19 protein-coding genes and 1 tRNA gene are annotated in these 18,545 nt (G+C 69.4%); 9 read left to right on the top strand and 11 right to left on the bottom strand.

Annotated features, from left to right (window positions below; all coding sequences use genetic code 11):
* Positions 1-4: 4 nt before the first annotated feature.
* From QR78_RS22070 to QR78_RS22050, 5 genes are all read right to left on the bottom strand, one after another.
* Positions 5-1,624 (bottom strand): ABC transporter ATP-binding protein, encoded by a 1,620-nt coding sequence (locus QR78_RS22070; RefSeq protein ID WP_048429735.1) that lies wholly within the window; start codon positions 1,622-1,624, stop codon positions 5-7.
* A gap of 1 nt (position 1,625) precedes the next feature.
* Complete coding sequence (locus QR78_RS22065) at positions 1,626-2,507, bottom strand: ABC transporter permease (RefSeq protein WP_048429734.1); 882 nt, start codon at positions 2,505-2,507, stop codon at positions 1,626-1,628.
* On the bottom strand, positions 2,507-3,475 hold the full coding sequence (locus tag QR78_RS22060) for an ABC transporter permease (RefSeq protein WP_048429733.1): 969 nt from the start codon (positions 3,473-3,475) through the stop codon (positions 2,507-2,509). Before QR78_RS22060 ends, QR78_RS22065 begins: the two co-directional genes overlap by 1 nt.
* 11 nt (positions 3,476-3,486) lie before the next feature.
* Complete coding sequence (locus QR78_RS22055; protein ID WP_048429732.1) at positions 3,487-5,037, bottom strand: ABC transporter substrate-binding protein; 1,551 nt, start codon at positions 5,035-5,037, stop codon at positions 3,487-3,489.
* 303 nt (positions 5,038-5,340) lie between these two features.
* The gene (locus QR78_RS22050; protein ID WP_048429731.1) at positions 5,341-6,111 is read right to left on the bottom strand and encodes a class II aldolase/adducin family protein; all 771 of its coding nucleotides are present in this window, start codon (positions 6,109-6,111) and stop codon (positions 5,341-5,343) included.
* Positions 6,112-6,347: 236 nt separating this feature from the next.
* Here QR78_RS22050 and QR78_RS22045 point away from each other — a divergent pair, with 236 nt between their 5' ends.
* From QR78_RS22045 to QR78_RS22025, 5 genes are all read left to right on the top strand, one after another.
* Positions 6,348-7,064 (top strand): GntR family transcriptional regulator, encoded by a 717-nt coding sequence (locus QR78_RS22045; protein WP_244276243.1) that lies wholly within the window; start codon positions 6,348-6,350, stop codon positions 7,062-7,064.
* Positions 7,061-8,089 carry a histone deacetylase family protein gene (locus tag QR78_RS22040; protein WP_048429729.1) on the top strand — a complete coding sequence of 343 codons (1,029 nt, stop codon included), beginning with the start codon at positions 7,061-7,063 and terminating at the stop codon, positions 8,087-8,089. Before QR78_RS22045 ends, QR78_RS22040 begins: the two co-directional genes overlap by 4 nt.
* 9 nt (positions 8,090-8,098) lie before the next feature.
* Complete coding sequence (locus QR78_RS22035) at positions 8,099-8,419, top strand: cupin domain-containing protein (protein WP_048429728.1); 321 nt, start codon at positions 8,099-8,101, stop codon at positions 8,417-8,419.
* A 100-nt stretch (positions 8,420-8,519) separates the two neighbouring features.
* On the top strand, positions 8,520-8,726 hold the full coding sequence (locus QR78_RS22030; RefSeq protein ID WP_048429727.1) for a hypothetical protein: 207 nt from the start codon (positions 8,520-8,522) through the stop codon (positions 8,724-8,726).
* A 92-nt stretch (positions 8,727-8,818) separates the two neighbouring features.
* A complete protein-coding gene (locus QR78_RS22025; RefSeq protein WP_048429726.1) occupies positions 8,819-10,369 on the top strand; it encodes a Na+/H+ antiporter in 1,551 nt (516 codons plus the stop codon).
* 207 nt (positions 10,370-10,576) lie between these two features.
* Here QR78_RS22025 and QR78_RS22020 read toward each other — a convergent pair whose 3' ends face one another.
* A complete protein-coding gene (locus tag QR78_RS22020; RefSeq protein WP_125900854.1) occupies positions 10,577-11,866 on the bottom strand; it encodes a radical SAM protein in 1,290 nt (429 codons plus the stop codon).
* Between the two features lie 508 nt (positions 11,867-12,374).
* On the opposite strand from QR78_RS22020, the gene QR78_RS22010 reads away from it, so the two are divergent.
* Positions 12,375-13,583 carry an alpha-hydroxy acid oxidase gene (locus tag QR78_RS22010; RefSeq protein ID WP_048429723.1) on the top strand — a complete coding sequence of 403 codons (1,209 nt, stop codon included), beginning with the start codon at positions 12,375-12,377 and terminating at the stop codon, positions 13,581-13,583.
* A 51-nt stretch (positions 13,584-13,634) separates the two neighbouring features.
* On the opposite strand, the gene QR78_RS22005 is transcribed toward QR78_RS22010, so the two are convergent.
* On the bottom strand, positions 13,635-13,898 hold the full coding sequence (locus QR78_RS22005; RefSeq protein ID WP_048429722.1) for a hypothetical protein: 264 nt from the start codon (positions 13,896-13,898) through the stop codon (positions 13,635-13,637).
* Positions 13,899-14,119: 221 nt separating this feature from the next.
* Between QR78_RS22005 and QR78_RS35545 the strand changes: the two genes are divergently transcribed.
* On the top strand, positions 14,120-14,260 hold the full coding sequence (locus QR78_RS35545) for a hypothetical protein (RefSeq protein ID WP_165602072.1): 141 nt from the start codon (positions 14,120-14,122) through the stop codon (positions 14,258-14,260).
* Positions 14,261-14,304: 44 nt separating this feature from the next.
* On the opposite strand, the gene QR78_RS22000 is transcribed toward QR78_RS35545, so the two are convergent.
* From QR78_RS22000 to QR78_RS21990, 3 genes are all read right to left on the bottom strand, one after another.
* Positions 14,305-14,781 (bottom strand): hypothetical protein, encoded by a 477-nt coding sequence (locus QR78_RS22000; RefSeq protein WP_048429721.1) that lies wholly within the window; start codon positions 14,779-14,781, stop codon positions 14,305-14,307.
* Positions 14,782-14,850: 69 nt separating this feature from the next.
* Positions 14,851-15,288 (bottom strand): hypothetical protein, encoded by a 438-nt coding sequence (locus QR78_RS21995; RefSeq protein ID WP_048429720.1) that lies wholly within the window; start codon positions 15,286-15,288, stop codon positions 14,851-14,853.
* Positions 15,289-15,498: 210 nt separating this feature from the next.
* Positions 15,499-15,574, bottom strand: a tRNA-Glu gene (locus QR78_RS21990).
* 645 nt (positions 15,575-16,219) lie between these two features.
* On the opposite strand from QR78_RS21990, the gene QR78_RS32060 reads away from it, so the two are divergent.
* Entirely contained in the window at positions 16,220-16,558 is a 339-nt protein-coding gene (locus QR78_RS32060) for a PilZ domain-containing protein (RefSeq protein WP_053221037.1), read from the top strand.
* Between the two features lie 260 nt (positions 16,559-16,818).
* Here the strand turns inward: QR78_RS32060 and QR78_RS21980 are convergent, their stop codons facing one another.
* Positions 16,819-18,201, bottom strand: coding sequence for a class II 3-deoxy-7-phosphoheptulonate synthase (locus QR78_RS21980; protein ID WP_048429719.1), 1,383 nt, complete (start codon positions 18,199-18,201; stop codon positions 16,819-16,821).
* Between the two features lie 112 nt (positions 18,202-18,313).
* Between QR78_RS21980 and QR78_RS21975 the strand changes: the two genes are divergently transcribed.
* A partial coding sequence (locus QR78_RS21975; RefSeq protein WP_048429718.1) for an AraC family transcriptional regulator occupies positions 18,314-18,545 on the top strand: 232 nt, incomplete at its 3' end.

Here is an 18,545-nt window from a genome sequence, read left to right as displayed (position 1 = left end):
CGCGTCAGGCCGCCTGCCGCACCCGGCCCGGCACGGCCTCGAGGAGCGCGCGGGTATAGGGATGCTCGGGATTGGCAAACAGCGCGCTCGCGGTCTTGAGCTCGACGATCTCGCCCTGGCGCATCACCGCGATCCGGTCGCAGATCTGGGCCGCCACCCGCAGATCGTGGGTGATGAAGAGCATCGACAGGCCGAGCCGCGCCTTCAGGTCTTCCAGCAGCGCCAGAACCTGGGCCTGGACCGAGACGTCGAGGGCCGAGACCGCCTCGTCGGCGACCAGCACCTCGGGTTCGAGCGCGAGCGCCCGGGCGATGCCGATGCGCTGGCGCTGGCCGCCGGAGAATTCGTGGGGAAACCGCTCCAGCGCCTTCTCGTCGAGGCCGACGAGCGAGAGAAGCCGGCGCGCCCGCTCCATCGCCTCCCTGAGTGGCACCCCGTGCGCCACCGGCCCGTCGGCGATGATCTTGCCCACGCTGCGGCGCGGGTTGAGCGAGGCGAAGGGATCCTGGAACACCATCTGGATGCGGCTGCGGGCTTGGCGCAGGGCCTCGCCCTTCAACCCCGTCAGGTCGGTGTCGCCGAGGCGCACCCGGCCGGAATCGGGCTCGATCAGCCGCATGACGAGGCGAGCGACCGAGGATTTGCCCGAGCCCGATTCGCCGACGAGGCCGAGGGTCTCGCCGCGATGGAGCGCGAAGGCGACGTTCCGCGCCGCCGCCGTGCGGCGCTTGGCGCGAAACAGGCCGCCGCCGTTAACGTAGGTCTTCTGCAACCCCGTCACCTCGACCGCCTTCGGCCCGGAGAGGGGCGGGCGGCTCGGCGGGTCCATGGTCGGCACGGCGGCGAGAAGCGTGCGGGTATAGGCCGCCTGCGGCCGGCCGAGCACGGCGCTCGCCGGTCCTTCCTCCACCACCCGGCCGTGGCGGAGCACCAGCACCCGGTCGGCGATCTCCGCCACCACGCCGAAATCGTGGGTGATGAACAGGACCGCCATGTTGCGGCGGGTCTGGAGGTCGCGGATCAGCTTGAGGATCTGCGCCTGGGTGGTCACGTCGAGGGCGGTGGTCGGCTCGTCGGCCACCAGCACGGCGGGTTCGAGGGCCAGCGCCATGGCGATCATCGCGCGCTGGCGCTGGCCGCCGGAAAGCTGGTGGGGATAGGAGCGGACGATCTGCTCGGGGTTGGGCAGCCCGACCTCGCCGGCGAGCGCCACCGCGCGGGCGCGGCGCTCCTTCGGCGTCAGCTGACCGTGGGCCTCGAACATCTCGGCCATCTGGTCGCCGATCCGCATCAGCGGGTTCAACGCCGTCATCGGCTCCTGGAAGATCATCGCGATCCGCCGGCCGCGGGTGTCGCGCCAGCCCGCCTCGTCCTGGCCCAAGAGGTCGGTCTCGCCGAGGCGGATCGCTCCGGAGACCGGGCGGACCGCCTTCGGCAGCAGGCCCATCAGGGCGTGGGCGCACATCGACTTGCCGGAGCCCGATTCGCCGACGAGGCAGAGGATCTCGCCGGCCACGAGGTCGAACGAAACCCCGTCGACGGCATTCGGCCGGTCGCCGCCCTCGGGAAGGGCCAGGCTCAGATTGCGGACCGAGACGGCGGCGCGGGTCACGTCGGCATCCATCTCAGCGCTCCCGGGACAGGCGCGGGTTGAGGGCGTCGTTCAGCCCCTCGCCGATCAGGTTGAGGGCGAGCACGGTGAGGAGGATCAGCACGCCCGGGAAGGCGGTGATCCACCAGGCCTGCCGGATCACCGTGCGGCCGGCCCCGACCATGAAGCCCCAGGACATCCGGTTGGGATCGCCGAGCCCGAGGAAGGACAGCGACGATTCGAGCAGGATCGCGGTGGCGACCATCAGCGAGGCCAGCACCACGATCGGCGACAGGGTGTTGGGCAAAACCTCCCGGCGCAGGATGGTGAAGGTGGTCTGTCCCGTCACGATCGCCGCCTGGACGTATTCGCGCGAGCGCAAGCTCAGCACCTCGCCCCGCACCAGCCGGGTCACCGGCGGCCAGCTGACCAGCGCGATGGCGAGGATCATCGAGGAGAGCGAGGGCTGCAGGATCGCCACCAGCACGATGGCGAGCGCGAAGCTCGGCACGGTCTGGAACAGCTCGGTGAAGCGCATGAGCGCGTCGTCGACCCGGCCGCCGAGATAGCCGGCGAGCGCCCCGAGCGGCACCCCGATGAGGAGGGCGGCGAGCGTCGAGACGAGGCCGACGATCAGCGAGACCCCGGCCCCGTGCATCAGCCCGGCGGCGATGTCGCGCCCGAGCGCGTCGGTGCCGAGCGGCACCCGCTCCAGGGTGAAGGGCGGCACGAAGGGCCGCTGCACCATGCGCCAGGGCGAGGTCGGGTAGAGCACCGGCGCGAGCAGAGCCGCGGCGACGACGAGGACCAGGACCACCAGCCCGAACACCGCGCCCGGATGGCGCAGGAAGGCGGCGAGGGGCCCGCGGCGGCGGCGGGCCGGCGCCGGGGCGCTCAACGGAAGGGCGCCGCTCATCACGCCACCTCGATGCGGGGATCGACCGCGCGGTAGACCACGTCGGTGACGAGGTTGAAGACCAGCACCATCGCGGAGGAGACCACGAAGACGCCCAGCAGCAGGTTGTAGTCGCGCTGGAGCAGGGCCTCGTACATGAGCCGCCCGATCCCCGGCCAGGCGAAGACCGTCTCGGTCAGCACCGCGCCGCCGACCAGCGTCCCGGCCTGAAGGCCGGCCAGCGTCACCACCGGCAGGAGGGCGTTGCGCAGGATGTGGCGGCGCTGGATCACCCCCTCGGTCAGGCCCTTGGCCCGCGCCGTCTTGACGAAGTCGAGGCGCGAGACCTCCAGCATCGAGGAGCGGGTCATCCGCACGTAGACCGCCATGAAGAACAGCCCCAGCGTCATCGCCGGCAGCACGAGGTGGTGGGCGATGTCGAGGGCGCGGGCGAGCCCGGTATAGCCCGCCCCCACGGTCTCGAAGCCGAAGCTCGGCAGCCAGTCGAGCCGGACCGAGAACAGGATGATCGCCATCAGCGACACCCAGAACAGTGGCGTGGCATAGAACAGGAGCGCGAGGCCGGTGATCGCGGTATCGGCCAGGGTGCCGGCCCGCCGCGCGGCGAGCGAGCCCAGCAGCACCCCGAGCGACAGCGAGACCGCGAAGGCGGTGCCGGTCAGCAGCAGGGTCGCCGGCAGCCGCTCGCCGATCAGCGTCGCCACCGGCATCTGCTGGCGCACCGAATAGCCGAGATCGAGCGTGGCGATGCTGCCGAGATAGGCGGCGAGCTGGCGCGGCAGCGGCTGGTCGAGGGCGAATTTTTCCCGCAGCTGGGCGATGAAGGCCTCGTCGCCCGCCCCCGCCTCGCCGGCCATCACCAGGGCCGGATCGCCGGGAGCGAGGCGGATCAGGAAGAAGTTCAGGACCACGATGGCGAGGAGCACCACGATGCCCTTCACGATCCGCTGCGCGAGGAAGCCCACCATGCTGTCAGCCCTCAGCGGTCGATCCAGGCATCGCGAAAACCGTCATTGACGCCGATGCCGGTGGTGACGAGGTCGTGCACCTTGCAGCGGGTGATGGTGGGGAATTGCAGCTCCAGGAGCCAGGCGTTCGGCGCGTCCTCGACGAGCGTCTTCTGCACCGCGTCGTAGATCGGCCGGCGCTGGTCGTCGCCGACCGCCACCGCGCCCTTCGCGAAGGCCTCGTCGACGCTCGGGTTGGAATAGCCCTCGACGTTGTTGAACGGCGAGCCCTTGGCGATCTGCGAGGTGACGTAGTTGCGCCCGACCCCCAAGGCCGGGTCGCCGTACTGGTACAGATACGTGAAGGCGATGTCGTAATCCCAGTCGGAGGTCTTCTGGTTCCAGCCGGCGACGTCGGTGGCGACGAGCTCGACCTTGATGCCGACATCCTCGAGGTTCTGCTTCACGGCCTCGGCCCAGCGCTGCCAGGTCTCGCCGTAGGGGAGCGGCAGCAGGCGCACGGTCTCGCCCTTGTAGCCGGATTCCTTCAGCAGGGCCTTGGCCTTGGCGGGGTCGTAGGAATACTTCGCCGCCTTCGGGTCGTGGTAGCGCACGGTGGAGGCGAACGGGCCGGTGGCCGGCTTGCCGAGCCCGTTCCAGACCACGTCCCGGGCGAAGTCGCGGTCCAGCGCGTAGGACACCGCTTGGCGGAACGCCTTGTTGGCCATCGGGCCCTTGCGGTTGTTGAGCCAGAGCCAGGACATCGGGCTGAAGAACTCCCAGCCCTTCGTCGTCGAGCAGGCGCCCTTGAGCGCGGAGAGGCGCTGCACGTCGAAATTCTCGACCGAGCCGCCGGGCAGGATGTCGACCTTGCCGGTCTCGAACGCCACGGCGCGGGCGGCGGCGTCGGGGATCACGTGCCAGTAGATCTCGTCGAGATAGGGCTTTCCGGCGACGTGGTAGTTCGGGTTCTTCACCAGCCGGATGTAGGAGCCCTTCTTCCACTCCTTGAACGTGTAGGGGCCGGTGCCGATCGGCGTGTTGTTGGCCGGGTTGGTCTTGTAGTCGGTCCCGGCATAGATGTGCTTCGGGATCATCGGCAGCGAACCGACCTCGAAGATGCCGAGGAACGGGCCGAACGGCTCGGACAGGGTGAACACCACCGTGTACGGATCGGGCGCCGTCACGCTGGCGACGCGCGCGAGGTTGCCGCGGGCGCGGGCATGGGTCTGGCGCAGGAGCTCGACCGAGAAGATCACGTCGTCGGCGGTGAACGGCTTGCCGTCGTGCCAGGTGGCGTTCTTGACGAGCTTGAAGGTGTAGGTCTTGCCGTCGTCGCCCATGCTCCAGCTCTCGGCGAGGCCGGGCAGGGGCTTGAGGGCGGAATCGTAGCGCAGCAGGCCCTCGTAGATGTTGCCGGCCACCATCTGGGTCGGGCCGTTCTGCACCATCGCCAGCATCAGGCCGGGCGGCTCGGGCTGGATCACCGCGTTGGCGGTGCCGCCGGGCTTCGGGGTCTGGGCGAAGGCCGCGCCGGCGAGCGCCAGGGAGAGCACGGTGCCGGCCATGAGCGTCTTGAGCATCGAGAGTGTCCCCGTTGGTCCCTGTGGCGGCGTCGTGAGACGGTGAACGCGCGGGTTGCGCGCATCTCCCCTCTCCCCGCGGGCGGGGAGAGGGCTCCGGCGACCTTGTCGTCGACGGAGCGAGGCGTCAGCCGAGGGTGAGGGGGTGTCTCCGGAAGAGGCTCACGCGTCGAGACCCCCTCACCCTCGCTTCGGCTTTCGCCTCCGCTTGCCGCGGACCCGACAAGGGGTCCGCAGCCCTCTCCCCGCCTGCGGGGAGAGGGGAAACCCGTGCTCGTGTCGGCGGGTGAGTCGGGCGTCGCCCTATTCCTTGTAATCCGGGTCGCTGCGCTCCAGCATGCGCTTGAAGGCGTCCCACTCGGGGTCGGGCAGCCGGCCCGTCTCCATCTTGTCGTAGAACGACGTGTACTGGCCGGCGGTCTTCGCCGCGACCGCCGCCGAGGGGCGGATCAGCGGGGCGCCGGCGGCCTGGAGCGCGAGCTGAGCCCGGCACGAGCGCTCCAGGTTGTGCATCAACTTGAACGCCTCGGCCACCGAGCGGCCGCAGGTCAGCATGCCGTGGTTGCGCAGGACCATCACCGGCTTGTCGCCGAGATCGGCCACCAGGCGCTGGCGCTCGTCGAGGTCCAGCGCGATGCCCTCGTAATCGTGGTAGGCGAGGCGGCCGGCGAACTGCATCGACCACTGGTTGAGCGGCAGCAGCCCTTCCTCCTGGCAGGAGACGGCGACGCCCGCCACCGTATGGGTGTGGAGCACGCACAGCGCGTCCTCCCGGGCGGCGTGGACCGCGCTGTGGATGGTGAAGCCCGCCGGGTTGATGCCCAGACCGCAGGGATCGTCCACCACCCGGCCGTCGAGGTCGACGGTGACGAGGTTGCCGGCCTTCACCTCCTCGAAGCGCAACCCGTAGGGGTTGATCAGGAAGTGGTGCTCCGGCCCGGGCAGGCGGGCCGAGATGTGGGTGTAGATGCTGTCGTCGAGACCGAGGCGGTGGATCAGCCGGTAGGCCGCCGCGAGGTCGACGCGGACGCGCTGCGCGGCTTCGCCGGCCTGCGGATGAGCGGATGACGACATCGGACCTCCGTGCGGACGGTGTCGCGGCAGCATCGGATGCCGCGAGATCTTGGCGTGATCGATCGATGCGGCACGGATACTCGCGTGCCGACATCCGGATACAGGACCGGGCGGACCCACGACAGGATCCGGCATGACCGGAGACTGACCCGGCCTTGCATCTCGATCAAGCCAAAAGTGTCGACAATCGACGCCTACGCATTGCACAATCCGGCCACGGAGGTGCGATGCGCACGATGTCCCAACCCGTCGGATTGCCGGTGCTGGCCGAGAGCGACCTCGTGCGCCAGGTCGCGCGCCGGCTCACCGACGCGATCGTTCAGGGGCGGCTGCCTCCCGGCGCCAAGGTGGCGGAGGCGGCGGTGGCGCGGGAACTCGGCATCAGCCGGGCGCCGGTGCGGGAGGCCGCCCGCCTGCTCGAGAGCCAAGGCCTGCTGATGGCCTCGCCGCGGCGCGGCTTCTTCGTGCGCGAGCTCTCGGCGCGGGACGTGGACGAGCTCTATGCCCTCCGCCTCTGCGTCGAGCGCCACGCGGCGGTGGAGGCGGCGCGCCGCCTGACGCCGGAAACGAGGGCCGCCCTGCGCCGCCAGCTCGACCTGATGCGGGACCTCGCCCGGCGCGACGACCCCGCCACCATCGTCGAGGCCGATTACCAGTTCCACCGCCTGATCTGCGAGGCCGCCGGCAATGCCCGGCTCCTGCGCCTGTTCGACGGGCTGGCCTCGGAATTGCGGATCGTGATCGGGCTGATCGGCCGGCTCTACGACGACCCCGACGAGATCGCCCGCACCCACGAGCCGGTGCTGGCGGCGATCGAGGCCGGCCATCCGGAGCGGATCGTCGCCCATGTCGACCACCATATCGGCGTCGCCCGCCGGGAGGTCGTCCGGCTGCTCGAGAGCCTCACGCCGCAAGGCCCCCCACCCCGCAACGAGACGTCGGAGACCCCATGAAGGCCGTTCATTCCGAGGACCATCGCAGCCACGACCCTAAATTCTTCCTGGTGCGCGGCCAGGTGAAGCCCGCCGCCGACCAGCCGGAACGGGCCGACCGCCTGCTCGCCGGGCTGAAGGCCGGACACCACACGGTGATGGCGCCGCAGGCCCACGGCACCGGCGCCCGGGCGCGGGTCCACAGCCCGGACTACCTCGCCTTCATGGCGCAGGCCTGGGAGGAATGGGAGGCGCTGCCGGATCACGGCGCGGAGATGATCGCCAACATCCACCCGGTGCGCGAGGCCGCGACCTACCCGACCCACATCGTCGGGCGGCTCGGCTGGCACACGGTCGACACCGCCTGCCCGATCGGGCCGGGCACCTACGCGGCGGCCTGCGCCGCCACCGACGTCGCGGCGAGCGCCGCGCAACTCGTGCTCGACGGCGAGGACGCGGCCTACGCGCTCTGCCGCCCGCCCGGCCATCACGCCTATCGCGACCGGGCCGGGGGACACTGCTACTTCAACAACAGCGCGGTCGCCGCCGCTGCCTTGCGCCAGCGCCACGCCCGGGTCGCGGTGCTCGACGTCGACGTGCATCACGGCAACGGCACGCAGGGCATCTTCTACCGCGACCCCTCGGTGCTCACCGTCTCGCTCCACGCCGATCCGCGCGGCTTCTACCCCTTCGTCTGGGGCTACGCCCACGAGCGCGGCGAGGGGGAGGGGATCGGCGCCAACCTGAACCTGCCACTGGCGCTCGGCACCGGCGACGACGCCTATCTCGACGTGCTGGAGGGGACGGCCGCCCATACCGTGAGGTCCTTCGCCCCGACCGCGCTGGTGGTGGCGCTCGGCCTCGACGCCTCGGAGCACGATCCGCTGGCCGGGCTCGCCATCACCACCGAGGGGTTTTCGCGCATCGGGGCGGCGCTCGGAAGACTCGGCCTCCCAACCGTGCTCGTGCAGGAGGGTGGCTACCTCTCGGATCTCCTGGGCGAAAACCTGACGGCGGTGCTCGCCGGCTTCGAATCGGCTCGGTAGGAGATCCCGATGGCCTTCGCCTGCACGATCCCCGCTGTCCCGACCGTCCAGGTCGACGACGAGACCGTCCGCATCACCCGCTGGGACTTTTCGCCCGGCGCCGTCACCGGCTGGCACGAGCACGGCTGGCCCTATTTCGTGGTGATGATCACGGAGGGCACCCTGCGGGTCCATGACGGCACGAGCGTCACCGAGGTGCCGCTTGCCCACGGCCAGTCCTACCGCCGCCCGGCCGGCATCCGGCACGACGTCCAGAACGGCTCCGGCCACCCGATCGCCTTCGTGGAGATCGAGGTGAAACGGCCGGAGGGACTGGCGGCGGCCGGATGACACCGGGGCGGCCGGGGCGACGGCTCCGGCCTTTGTTTTCGTCACGCGTCCGCAACGCATCCGCCCCGCCATGGCCGCAATGGGGTGGTGATCAGGGCGCATGACCGACCGCGGCCGCATCGACTGGACCGCCCCGGCGCAACTCGTCGTCTGGCCGGGCGACGAGGCCGGGGAGCGCCCGACCACGACCCTGCGCGAGGCGGTGACGGCCGCCCGTGCGGTGGAGGGCGGCATCGCCTGGATCGTGCTCGCCGACGGGCACATCCTGCGCCCCGCCGAGATCGCCGAGCTGCAGGCCGAGCTCTAAGCCCTCCTGCCGCCCGCGATCGGACCGGCCGGAGCGCCCGGCAAACCATCCGCAGCCCTCGCGCGTTGCTCACCCTTGCAACCGGAGGGGTGATGCTGATCTTCGAATGGATCGCGGGCGTGCTCGTCGTCGCGGTCCTGCTCGCCGGGGTGGCACGGCGCCTCGGGGCGCCGTTCCCGGCCTTCCTGGCCATCGGCGGGGTCGTGCTGGCCTTCGTGCCCCAGGTCCCGCGCCCGGGCCTCGACCCCGATCTGGCGCTGGCGCTCTTCCTCGCCCCGGTCCTGCTCGACGCCGCCTACGACACCAGCCTGCGCGACCTGCGGCGCAACTGGCGGCCGATCGCCGGCCTCGTCGTCGGCGCGGTCGGGGTCACCACGGTGGCGGTCGCCCTGGTGGCGCGCTGGCTCGTGCCCGACATGCCGTTCGCCGCCTGCATCGTGCTCGGCGCCATCGTGGCGCCGCCGGACGCGGTGGCGGCGCTCTCGGTGCTGGCCCATGTCCGGCTGCCCCACCGCCTTGTCACCATCCTCAAGGGCGAGAGCCTGTTCAACGACGCCTCGTCGCTGCTGATCTACCGCCTGGCCCTCGGAGCGGTGGCGACGGGGTCGTTCGCCCCGTCCGAGGTCGCACCGACCTTCCTGATCGGCGTCGTCGGCGGCCTCGCGGCGGGGCCGCTGCTGGCGATGCTCTACGTCCGGCTGATGCGCCGCGTCACCGATCCGCCGAGCGCCGTGGTGCTGCAATTCGTCGCCACCTTCGGGCTCTGGCTCGCCGCGGAGCGGGTCGAGGTCTCGGGCGTGCTGACGGTGGTGAGCTTCGGCCTCACCGTGTCGCGGCTCTCGCCCCAGACCGTGCCGGCGCATTTGCGGATCACCTCCAACACCGTCTGGGAGACGGCGGTGTTCGTGCTCAACGTGCTCGCCTTCGTGCTGGTCGGCCTGCAGATCGGCCCGATCCTCGAAGGCCTGAGCCCGGCCGAGCGGCACCACTACGCCCTCGTGGCCGCGGCGGTGTTCGGCACCACCGTGGCGGTACGCCTCGCCTGGGTGCTCGGCGCGCGGTCGGTCGCGCGGCTGTGGCACCGGGTGCTCGGACCGAGCGGCCCGCCGCCGATCGGGCTGCGCTCGGGCACGACGGTGGCCTGGTGCGGCATGCGCGGCGTCGTCACCATCGCGCTCGCCCTGGCGCTGCCGGGCGACTTCCCGCACCGCGACCTCGTGGTGCTCACGGCCTTCTGCGTCGTGCTCGGCACGCTGGTGATCCAGGGCCTCACCCTGCGCCCGCTGCTCGCCTGGTTCTCCCTCGGGGACGACGATCCGGTCGGCCACGAGATCGGCCGGGCCCGGGCCGCTGCCTATCGGGCCGCGCGCGACAGCCTCGACGGCGACGACTCGCCCCATGCCGAGGCGCTGCGCCGGGAATTCGACGCGGCGCTCAGCGAGGCCGAATCGCACGACGAGGGCCTGGCCCCCGAGAGCCTGCCCGCCGACGGCCTGCGCCGTCGCGCCGTCGAGGCCGCCCGCGGCGTCATCCTGGACCTGCGCGACCGCGGCGAGATCGGCGACGACGCGTTCTTCCGCCTGGAGGAGGAACTCGACTGGACCGAACTGAGCGCGACGCCGCGGGACGAGGTGGTGCCTTGAGGCCCACGTGGCTCCCCCGACGCCTCGAATGGTTGGCGTGACGAGAGGGCAGGGGACACCCCGCGAACCAGTGCATACGGGTCTCGCCCGACGCGGACGGCACCTTCACGCCTTTCGGTAATCCGTGGGTACTCCCATGTGGCCCGTCCCCCGGAGCGGGAAACGGGCCCCGTCGGCAGGCCCGGCGGTTCATGGAGGATCGTGGGTTCACCCGGCCGCCGGCCACTGCACGGCGGCGGAGAAGTCCTGGGTGTGGTTGCGCAGCCTCACGGTGAGGGCGAGCGCATCGGGCATCGACTGCCCCCCGAGTGGGACTCGGAACAGGAAGCCGCAGCGGGCACCCTGCGCATTGCTGCGGGCCGCGGCCACGTCGTGGCGCAGATCGTGGGTCTGGGTAACCTGCCGATGCGAGCCTGCGATCAACTCGACCTCGTCGACATAGCTGCCGTCGGCGCCGAGGGACCAGCCGCTCACCGTCAGCATGTTGCCGCGGGTCACGCGGCATTCGTCGATATAGAGAGAAGCGTTCTCCCGGTCGCCCAGCTGCGACCGGGCTGGATCCACGTGGCCGGAGACGCGCGACCCGATCATCATCGCGGCGGCGGGCGAAATTTTGGTTCGACGCGAGCGGATCGGGATCTCCGCCATAGTGTCGTTGGTGTAGCGAAGCGAGCGGGTCTTCGAATTCGTGACGATGAAGAGCAAGCTGTCGAGACCGAATTCGTCGGCGAGCACCTGCGCTCGGATTAGGTCGTCGGGGTGGTCGTTGCCGTCGAACAGGATGTACTTCCACTCGACGAAGGTGTCGGGGTGGCCGTGGAGCTTGGCATCGCGCATGAACCGCAGTGCCTCCTCCAGGGAACCGTTGATGCGGTACTTCTGGTACTCTTCCTGCCGCACTCCATCGCACGATACGACCACGCGGTCGATGTATGTGCCGCCGAGGCTCGCGCGGAAATCGGCATTTCCGGTCGTGGTGACCTCCTGGATCGTCCCCGGCGAGAGCGCTCGTACCGTCTCGACCAAGTCGCGGAAGTTGGGATGCAGCAGCGGTTCGCCCCAGCCGAGATAGTGCACCTCGTCGACCGCGATGTCGGAGCGCACGCAACTGCGGATAAGGTTTCCGAGCAGTCCCGGCGCGAGATGATCATCGCTCCGACGCCGTCCCAGTTCCTGCCGACGCTTGCAGGACGGGCAGGCCAACCGGCAGTCCAGGGTCGGCTCGACCATGATCCGCACGCGCGATTCCAATGTGTCCACTGGCTGGTCATGCGGAGAGAAGCAATCGCAGGTCTCGCATTTGCCCGGCCATGGCACGCGGCCGTCCTGGAACGAGCGTCGAATATGCTCGTAGATCGCGCCACCAAAGACCTGTCTGATCGACCATCCCGGCTTATTGGCCACGTCTCCGACATGGATATAATATCCATTGCTGTCGTCACATGACAGATGCCCGTCGGCCTTCAAGGTCAGCTGACGCAGGATACGACAATCCATGACGATTCCTCCCGAATTTGGCGGGTATTTGCTGTTCTTGAGAGGTTTTTACGGTATTTTTCATACCCCATGTGTGGCCGGCAAGTCACGAATGGGCCGCATCGACTCGGGCACCCGGAACCGGTGAGGAGTTCAGCCACACAATCCGTTGCCATCGCGCCGTCGAGGCCGCCCGCGGCGTCATTCTGGACCTGCGCGACCGCGGCGAGATCGGCGGCCGCCCGCGGCGTCATTCTGGACCTGCGCGACCGCGGCGAGATCGGCGACGACGCGTTCTTCCGCCTGGAGGAAGAACTCGAGGGGACCGAACTGAGCGCGACGCCGCGGGACGAGGTGGTCCCGTAGATTCCCGCGCGGGCGGGCCGCGCCGGGCGCAGGGCAAAAACGATGGTCAGACCGGAACGGTTGAGGGTATTTCGGACAGGTGAGGCCCAATAAGCCCGCGCGCGGAGCGATGACCCGCGCGCCAGAACAGACGCACGAGCGAGACGCCATGCAAGCCACCCGAATGCCCTCGTCGCGGCCGCCATCCTGGGCGTCGCGGTTCTTCGCGGGCGGCCCCGTCACCTGCATCGAGGACCTGCGGGTGCTCGCCGAGCGGCGGGTGCCGCGGATGTTTTACGATTACGCCGATTCCGGTTCGTACACGGAGGGCACCTACCGGGCGAACGAGGACGATTTCTCCCGGATCAAGCTGCGCCAGCGCGTCGCCGTCGACATGACGAACCGCACGCTCGCCAGCACCATGGCGGGCCAGCCGGTGAGCATGCCGGTGGCGCTGGCGCCGACCGGCCTGACGGGGATGCAGCACGCCGACGGCGAGATCCTGGCCGCCCGCGCCGCCGCCAAGGCCGGCGTGCCGTTCACGCTCTCGACCATGAGCATCTGCTCGATCGAGGACGTGGCCGAGAACACCGACGCCCCGTTCTGGTTCCAGCTCTACGTGATGCGCGACCGGGACTTCATCGACCGGCTGATCGACCGCGCCAAGGCGGCGCAATGCTCGGCGCTGGTGCTCACCCTCGACCTCCAGATCCTGGGCCAGCGCCACAAGGACGTGAAGAACGGCCTCTCGACCCCGCCCCGGATGACGATCCCCAACATCGTCAACCTGGCGACGAAGCCGCGCTGGTGCCTCAACATGCTGCGCACGCAGCGGCGCACCTTCCGCAACATCGTCGGGCACGCGCAAGGGGTGGGGGACCTGCGCTCGCTCTCGTCCTGGACCGCCGAGCAGTTCGATCCCCGCCTGAACTGGGACGACGTCAAGCGCATCCGCGACCGCTGGGGCGGCAAGCTGATCCTGAAGGGGATCCTTGATCCCGAGGATGCGGAGCTGGCCGCGCAGAGCGGCGCCGAGGCGATGATCGTCTCGAATCACGGCGGCCGCCAGCTCGACGGGGCGATCTCGTCGATCGAGGCCCTGCCCGAGATCGTCCGGACGGTGGGCGACCGGATCGAGGTCCTGATGGATGGCGGCATCCGCTCGGGGCAGGACGTCATCAAGGCGCTGGCGCTCGGGGCGCACGGCGTCTTCATCGGCCGCGCCTTCCTGTACGGGCTCGGGGCCGGCGGCGAGGCGGGCGTGACCCAGTGCCTCGACATCATCCGCAAGGAGCTCGACGTCACGATGGCGATGTGCGGCCTGCGCGACGTGCGCCAGGTCGACGAGCGCATCCTCGCCGGCAAGCCGGCCTTCGCCAACCGGCCGTACTGAGGCCCCCAAAAAAGCTCCGCCCGGTCCGAGGACCGGGCGGAGCGGAATTCGTTACATGCGGTGCATGTGGCGGTGCATCATGCGGTGCCGCATCATGTGCCGGCGGTGCATCATATGGCGGCGATGCATCATGTGGCGGTGCATGCGGTGGTGGCGCATCATCCGGCGCTCCCCGCGGGTCATCTGCACCGTTTCCACCATGGGGGCGGCCTGGATGCCGGCCGGGCTCGCCGGGGCGGCGGAGGCCGCGCCGATGCCGAAGGTGAGGCTGCCGAGAACGGCCGCGGCCGCGAGGCCCAGGGTCATCTTCTTCATCTTGGTGTCTCCTCTGCACGGCCCCTCCCTGCGGCGAGGCCGGCCCGTTGAGCGGGTCCCTTAAAAGAATCTTCCAACGGTGAAGGTTCCGACGAACCGTCTCTTTTTTCCGGAAGCCGGGATTTAAAAAAGTGTTGCCGGGTCCGTATCCGGCCGCCCCGTCGCGCGTTTCCCCCCGCATCCCGACGGGTGCCAAGCCTACGCGAGGGAGCGCCGACAACATGCATGAGGGCATTCGCATCCAGGCCGACGCGGACGGCACCTTCACGCTCTACAGCGACACCCGGGTGATCCTGCGCGGTCTCACCCGCGAGCGCGCCTACCGCCTTGCCGGCCAGCTCGGCGAATTCGTGGAGTATTGAGGCCCGCGGCGGGCCCGACGCCCACCGGCATGCGGGTCGAACCGCTACGTCCGGCCGGCCCGGATCGGGGTCTCACGAACGGTTCTGCCGTCGAAGTCGTAGCGAATCTTGCCCGGCCCGTTGCCGAGCTTGTCGAGGACGAAGGCCGGGTGGCCCGTGCCCGGGACCAGCTCGCCGTCCTCCGCGCAGGTTCCGAAGGTCGGCGTCGCACGCAGGCCCTCGCGGTCGTAGGTCAACCACGCATACATGGCCGGGCAGGCATTGCCGCCGGTGAACACCCGCAACAGGACGCTGTCGCCCGATTTCGTCACGACATCGGGCAGGGATTCGCTGTCGATCAGGGCCTCCTTGTCGCCGCCGGCATGGACGACGAGGCCGTGGCCGTTCTCGTTGCCCTCGACCCCGTTGATCTCGATCGAGACCTTGCCGCGCGGCATGTCGAGCCAGATCAGCGAGGGCTGTCCCTCGGCCAGGGCTGCCGTGGACAGCATCAGGAACGGGAGAAGAGCTGAGCGGCGCATGTGATCCTGATCCTTCCTGCATCGTGACGCGCGTCCGAGCCGCCGGCGATCGGACAAGGGGCGCAACCGCTACGGCTCGGCCCCGAGCCTGCCGAGCCGCTCGCAGCCTGCTTTGGTCGCGGCCGGATTCGCTTTCGTGGTCGCGGTCATGCCGTCGACGGCCGTGTCGTAGAGGCGAGCGAAGGTCGCTGCAGCCATCCCCTTGGACGCGAAGCGCTTCTGCAGGTCGGCCCGCCGCAAGGCCGCGGCCGCGTGATCGATCTTGCCGCAGGCCATCGCGATGGCGGTGGACTGGCCGCTCGCCGTGACGACGGCCGCGTCGTCCCGGGGGTCGATGACCTGAGCCCGCGACGGTCCGGACAGAAGCAGCACCGCCGCGAGGACGATCGCCGACTGGCGTGGCTGGCAGGTCATGTCCAGGCTCCCTCCCGCGATCCGGCTTCGCCCCGCACCCGGAGCGATCCATCGGACCGCGACCGAATAGCCTGCCGCGTCGGCGGCGCCCATTAGTACCGGTGAGCTATGGACGCGTCTCCGCCGCTGGGGCAGGCGGGCGCTGCCCGCCGGCGGGACGCCGTTCGACGCGCGGCAGGGGGATCTCCGCGGGCCGGAATACGGCGAGCGGACGGCATCTGCGTTCGCCCTCGACGCGGGTTCACGCAGCCGTTTCACGATCTCGAAGATGAACCCGCGGCCAAAAACAACTCTTCGAAGAGTTGGCGCTCCCAAGGGGACTCGAACCCCTGTTTTCGCCGTGAGAGGGCGACGTCCTAGACCGCTAGACGATGGGAGCTGTCCCGGCGGGATGGCGGCTGTATAGCGACGGTTCGGTCCGGGCGCAAGCCGCGGTGTCGGTCATCCGTTCGAGCCTCTCGGCCGGACCGTGACGGGAGACGTGCGGAGAGTCCAAGGCTCGGGGTTCCGGGCCGCCGTCTGGATCTGTAGGCCGCCCCCCTTCGGAGGGCACGCGCACCGTCCCCCGGACCAAGGCCGCGTCGATCGCCCGGAGATCCAACCGTGTCGTTCCTCCATGCGCACGGTACACGACACGACTTGGATGCGGTCCGCCCGGCCCTCGGCCTCTCGTCAGCCATCCGTCTTTCCCCGATCTCCTTCCGCTGCGCTGAATTCGTCCGGAACAAGGGCCGGCCCATCCCGGAACGTCGATCTCCCGGCATGCGCATCCCTCAGGGTCGCGAACCGTGCTCCACGCGTCGAGAGATCAAGCACTCGGACATAATCCTACAATGTTCCGACCTAGACCTTCGGAGATAAAAATCGACCTATGCCTTGTTGCATATCGCGAATACGCGTAAATATATCTTAACCGACAAATGACATGCGGTTTTTATGAAGCCGATATATCTTATTACCCAAGGTAATAGAGCGGAGCAGCTGTGGTAGACGCCGTTCCGACGAAACACGGGACGCAGATGAAATGAACGCCGACTCGGCCATGGCGAGCGGAGACAGGAACGACGCTCCGGAATCTCCCGAGCCGGATGCGAGGCGCCATCCCCGCTACGTCACCTCGATGCCGGCAACGATCCTGCTGTCGCTCTACGACCATATCCCCTGCGTCATCCGCGATCTCTCGGATGGGGGCGCCAGAATCGGCTTGTCTCCCCGTTATGCGCTCACGGATCGCTTCTGGATCGTCACCCGGCACGCCGAGATCACACGTCGTGTCCGGCTCGTATGGCGGCGTGGTGAGTTCGCGGGAATCGCGTTCGACCGGCCACTCGGATATCCATCGCGTCATACGATGTCCGCCTGATCGCTTCGCGATGCGGAAATCGGCGTCGTTCAAGCGCCGAAAAGGCTCGTGAGACAGTATCCGGAAGTGATCGTCCGGCTTTGGCCTCACGGGTGGGCAAGGGGTGCGTTGGCCCGTGCCGGGACATTCACGTACGGCACCGCGGCTTACGGCCGGACAGGGCGCGGAAGATCATCGCTGGACGCGAAAAGCCCGGGACGGACACCACCGGCCGGCGGCGCCCCTCCCGGGCCTTGCAACATCGCGACGGAACGAGACGCCTACTCGGCGGCCTCGATCCGGGGATGCTCGTGCTGCTTGCGCTCGCGCTTGACGAGGTCGGCAGTCAGGAAGGCCACCTCGAGCGCCTGCTCGGCGTTGAGGCGCGGGTCGCAATAGGTGTGGTAGCGGTCGCGCAGGTCGTCCGCCGTCAGCGCCCGGGCGCCGCCGGTGCACTCGGTGACGTTCTTGCCCGTCATCTCGAGGTGGATGCCGCCGGCATGCGTCCCTTCCGCTTGGTGGATGTCGAAGAAGCCCTGGATCTCCTTCATCACCCGCTCGAACGGCCGGGTCTTGTAGCCGCTCGCCGTCACGGTGTTGCCGTGCATCGGGTCGCAGGACCATACGACCTTGCGGCCCTCGCGCTCCACCGCCCGGACGAGCGCCGGGAGGTGGTCGCCGACCTTGTCGGCGCCGAAGCGGCAGATCAGGGTCAGGCGGCCGGCCTCATTCGTCGGGTTCAGCACGTCCACGAGCCTGATCAGGTCGTCGGCCTTCAGCGACGGCCCGCATTTGAGGCCGATCGGGTTCTTGATGCCCCGGGCGAACTCGATGTGAGCGTGGTCGGCCTGGCGGGTGCGGTCGCCGATCCACAGCATGTGGCCCGACGTGGCGTACCAGTCGCCGCTCGTGGAATCGACCCGGGTCAGGGCCTCCTCGTAGCCGAGCAGCAGCGCCTCGTGGCTGGTGAAGAAATCGGTCTGGCGCACCTCCTGGTGCGTCTCCGGGTTGATGCCGATCGCCCGCATGAAGTCGAGGGTCTCGGTCATGCGCTGCGCCAGGTCGGCATAGGCCGAGGACTGGGGCGAGTCCTTGACGAAGCCGAGCATCCAGCGATGCGCGTTCTCGAGGTTGGCGTAGCCGCCGGTCGCGAAGGCGCGCAGCAGGTTCAGCGTCGCCGCCGACTGGCGATAGGCCTCGGTCTGGCGGTTCGGGTTCGGCACCCGCTCGGCCTCCGTGAAGCCGATGCCGTTGACGATATCGCCGCGATAGCTCGGCAGCGCCACGCCGTCGACGGTCTCGACCGGCGAGGAACGCGGCTTGGCGAACTGACCGGCGATGCGCCCGACCTTCACCACCGGAGAGCCGCCCGCGAAGGTCAGCACCAGCGCCATCTGCAGGAAGACGCGGAAGAAATCGCGGATGTTGTCGGCGGAATGTTCGTCGAAGCTCTCGGCGCAGTCGCCGCCCTGAAGCAGGAACGCCTCGCCGGCCGCGACCTTGGCGAGGTTCTGCTTCAGCTTGCGCGCCTCACCGGCAAAGACCAGCGGAGGAAAGCTCGCGAGCTGCCGCTCCACCGCCGAAAGGGCCGCGGAATCCGGATAATCCGGGACCTGCTGAATCGGCAGCCGCCGCCAGCTCGTGGGGGTCCAACGCTCGCTCATCGTCCTCTCCTACCGCACCTCTTCGATAACCGGTCAGGTCGGTCGCGGAAGCCGGGCTTATAGGGGGGTTTGGGCCGTCGCGCGAGGGGGTCGCTCCTCGTGATTTCGGGTCATGCCGTACGGCTCGTTCCGTCAGAGCGAGAACCTGATCCAACAAGGGACCGACGACATCATCGGCAACCTCGACCGCCGTCTGGCGATCGCGGAGGTCGCCGCTCAGGTCGGCCTGAGCGAGTTCCACGTCATGCGGCTGTTCAAGGCCGAAACCGGCATGACCGTGCACCAATACGTCGTCCATCGGCGGCTCGAAGCCGCGAGGCGCGCGCCGGCGCGGGGCGTACCGC

This window comes from Methylobacterium indicum (genome assembly GCF_001043895.1).
Classification (GTDB): domain Bacteria; phylum Pseudomonadota; class Alphaproteobacteria; order Rhizobiales; family Beijerinckiaceae; genus Methylobacterium; species Methylobacterium indicum.
Note: the sequence above shows the minus strand (reverse complement) of the source record. Positions and strands in the feature narration are given on the sequence as shown.

What these genes read in the sequence shown, in the direction of transcription:
- QR78_RS22070 (WP_048429735.1), bottom strand. Translation starts at nt 1,624, where the DNA reads ATGGATGCCGACGTGACCCGCGCCGCCGTCTCGGTCCGCAATCTGAGC.
- QR78_RS22065 (WP_048429734.1), bottom strand. Translation starts at nt 2,507, where the DNA reads ATGAGCGGCGCCCTTCCGTTGAGCGCCCCGGCGCCGGCCCGCCGCCGC.
- QR78_RS22060 (WP_048429733.1), bottom strand. Translation starts at nt 3,475, where the DNA reads ATGGTGGGCTTCCTCGCGCAGCGGATCGTGAAGGGCATCGTGGTGCTC.
- QR78_RS22055 (WP_048429732.1), bottom strand. Translation starts at nt 5,037, where the DNA reads ATGCTCAAGACGCTCATGGCCGGCACCGTGCTCTCCCTGGCGCTCGCC.
- QR78_RS22050 (WP_048429731.1), bottom strand. Translation starts at nt 6,111, where the DNA reads ATGTCGTCATCCGCTCATCCGCAGGCCGGCGAAGCCGCGCAGCGCGTC.
- QR78_RS22045 (WP_244276243.1), top strand. Translation starts at nt 6,348, where the DNA reads ATGTCCCAACCCGTCGGATTGCCGGTGCTGGCCGAGAGCGACCTCGTG.
- QR78_RS22040 (WP_048429729.1), top strand. Translation starts at nt 7,061, where the DNA reads ATGAAGGCCGTTCATTCCGAGGACCATCGCAGCCACGACCCTAAATTC.
- QR78_RS22035 (WP_048429728.1), top strand. Translation starts at nt 8,099, where the DNA reads ATGGCCTTCGCCTGCACGATCCCCGCTGTCCCGACCGTCCAGGTCGAC.
- QR78_RS22030 (WP_048429727.1), top strand. Translation starts at nt 8,520, where the DNA reads ATGACCGACCGCGGCCGCATCGACTGGACCGCCCCGGCGCAACTCGTC.
- QR78_RS22025 (WP_048429726.1), top strand. Translation starts at nt 8,819, where the DNA reads ATGCTGATCTTCGAATGGATCGCGGGCGTGCTCGTCGTCGCGGTCCTG.
- QR78_RS22020 (WP_125900854.1), bottom strand. Translation starts at nt 11,866, where the DNA reads ATGGATTGTCGTATCCTGCGTCAGCTGACCTTGAAGGCCGACGGGCAT.
- QR78_RS22010 (WP_048429723.1), top strand. Translation starts at nt 12,375, where the DNA reads ATGCCCTCGTCGCGGCCGCCATCCTGGGCGTCGCGGTTCTTCGCGGGC.
- QR78_RS22005 (WP_048429722.1), bottom strand. Translation starts at nt 13,898, where the DNA reads ATGAAGAAGATGACCCTGGGCCTCGCGGCCGCGGCCGTTCTCGGCAGC.
- QR78_RS35545 (WP_165602072.1), top strand. Translation starts at nt 14,120, where the DNA reads ATGCATGAGGGCATTCGCATCCAGGCCGACGCGGACGGCACCTTCACG.
- QR78_RS22000 (WP_048429721.1), bottom strand. Translation starts at nt 14,781, where the DNA reads ATGCGCCGCTCAGCTCTTCTCCCGTTCCTGATGCTGTCCACGGCAGCC.
- QR78_RS21995 (WP_048429720.1), bottom strand. Translation starts at nt 15,288, where the DNA reads ATGGGCGCCGCCGACGCGGCAGGCTATTCGGTCGCGGTCCGATGGATC.
- QR78_RS32060 (WP_053221037.1), top strand. Translation starts at nt 16,220, where the DNA reads ATGAACGCCGACTCGGCCATGGCGAGCGGAGACAGGAACGACGCTCCG.
- QR78_RS21980 (WP_048429719.1), bottom strand. Translation starts at nt 18,201, where the DNA reads ATGAGCGAGCGTTGGACCCCCACGAGCTGGCGGCGGCTGCCGATTCAG.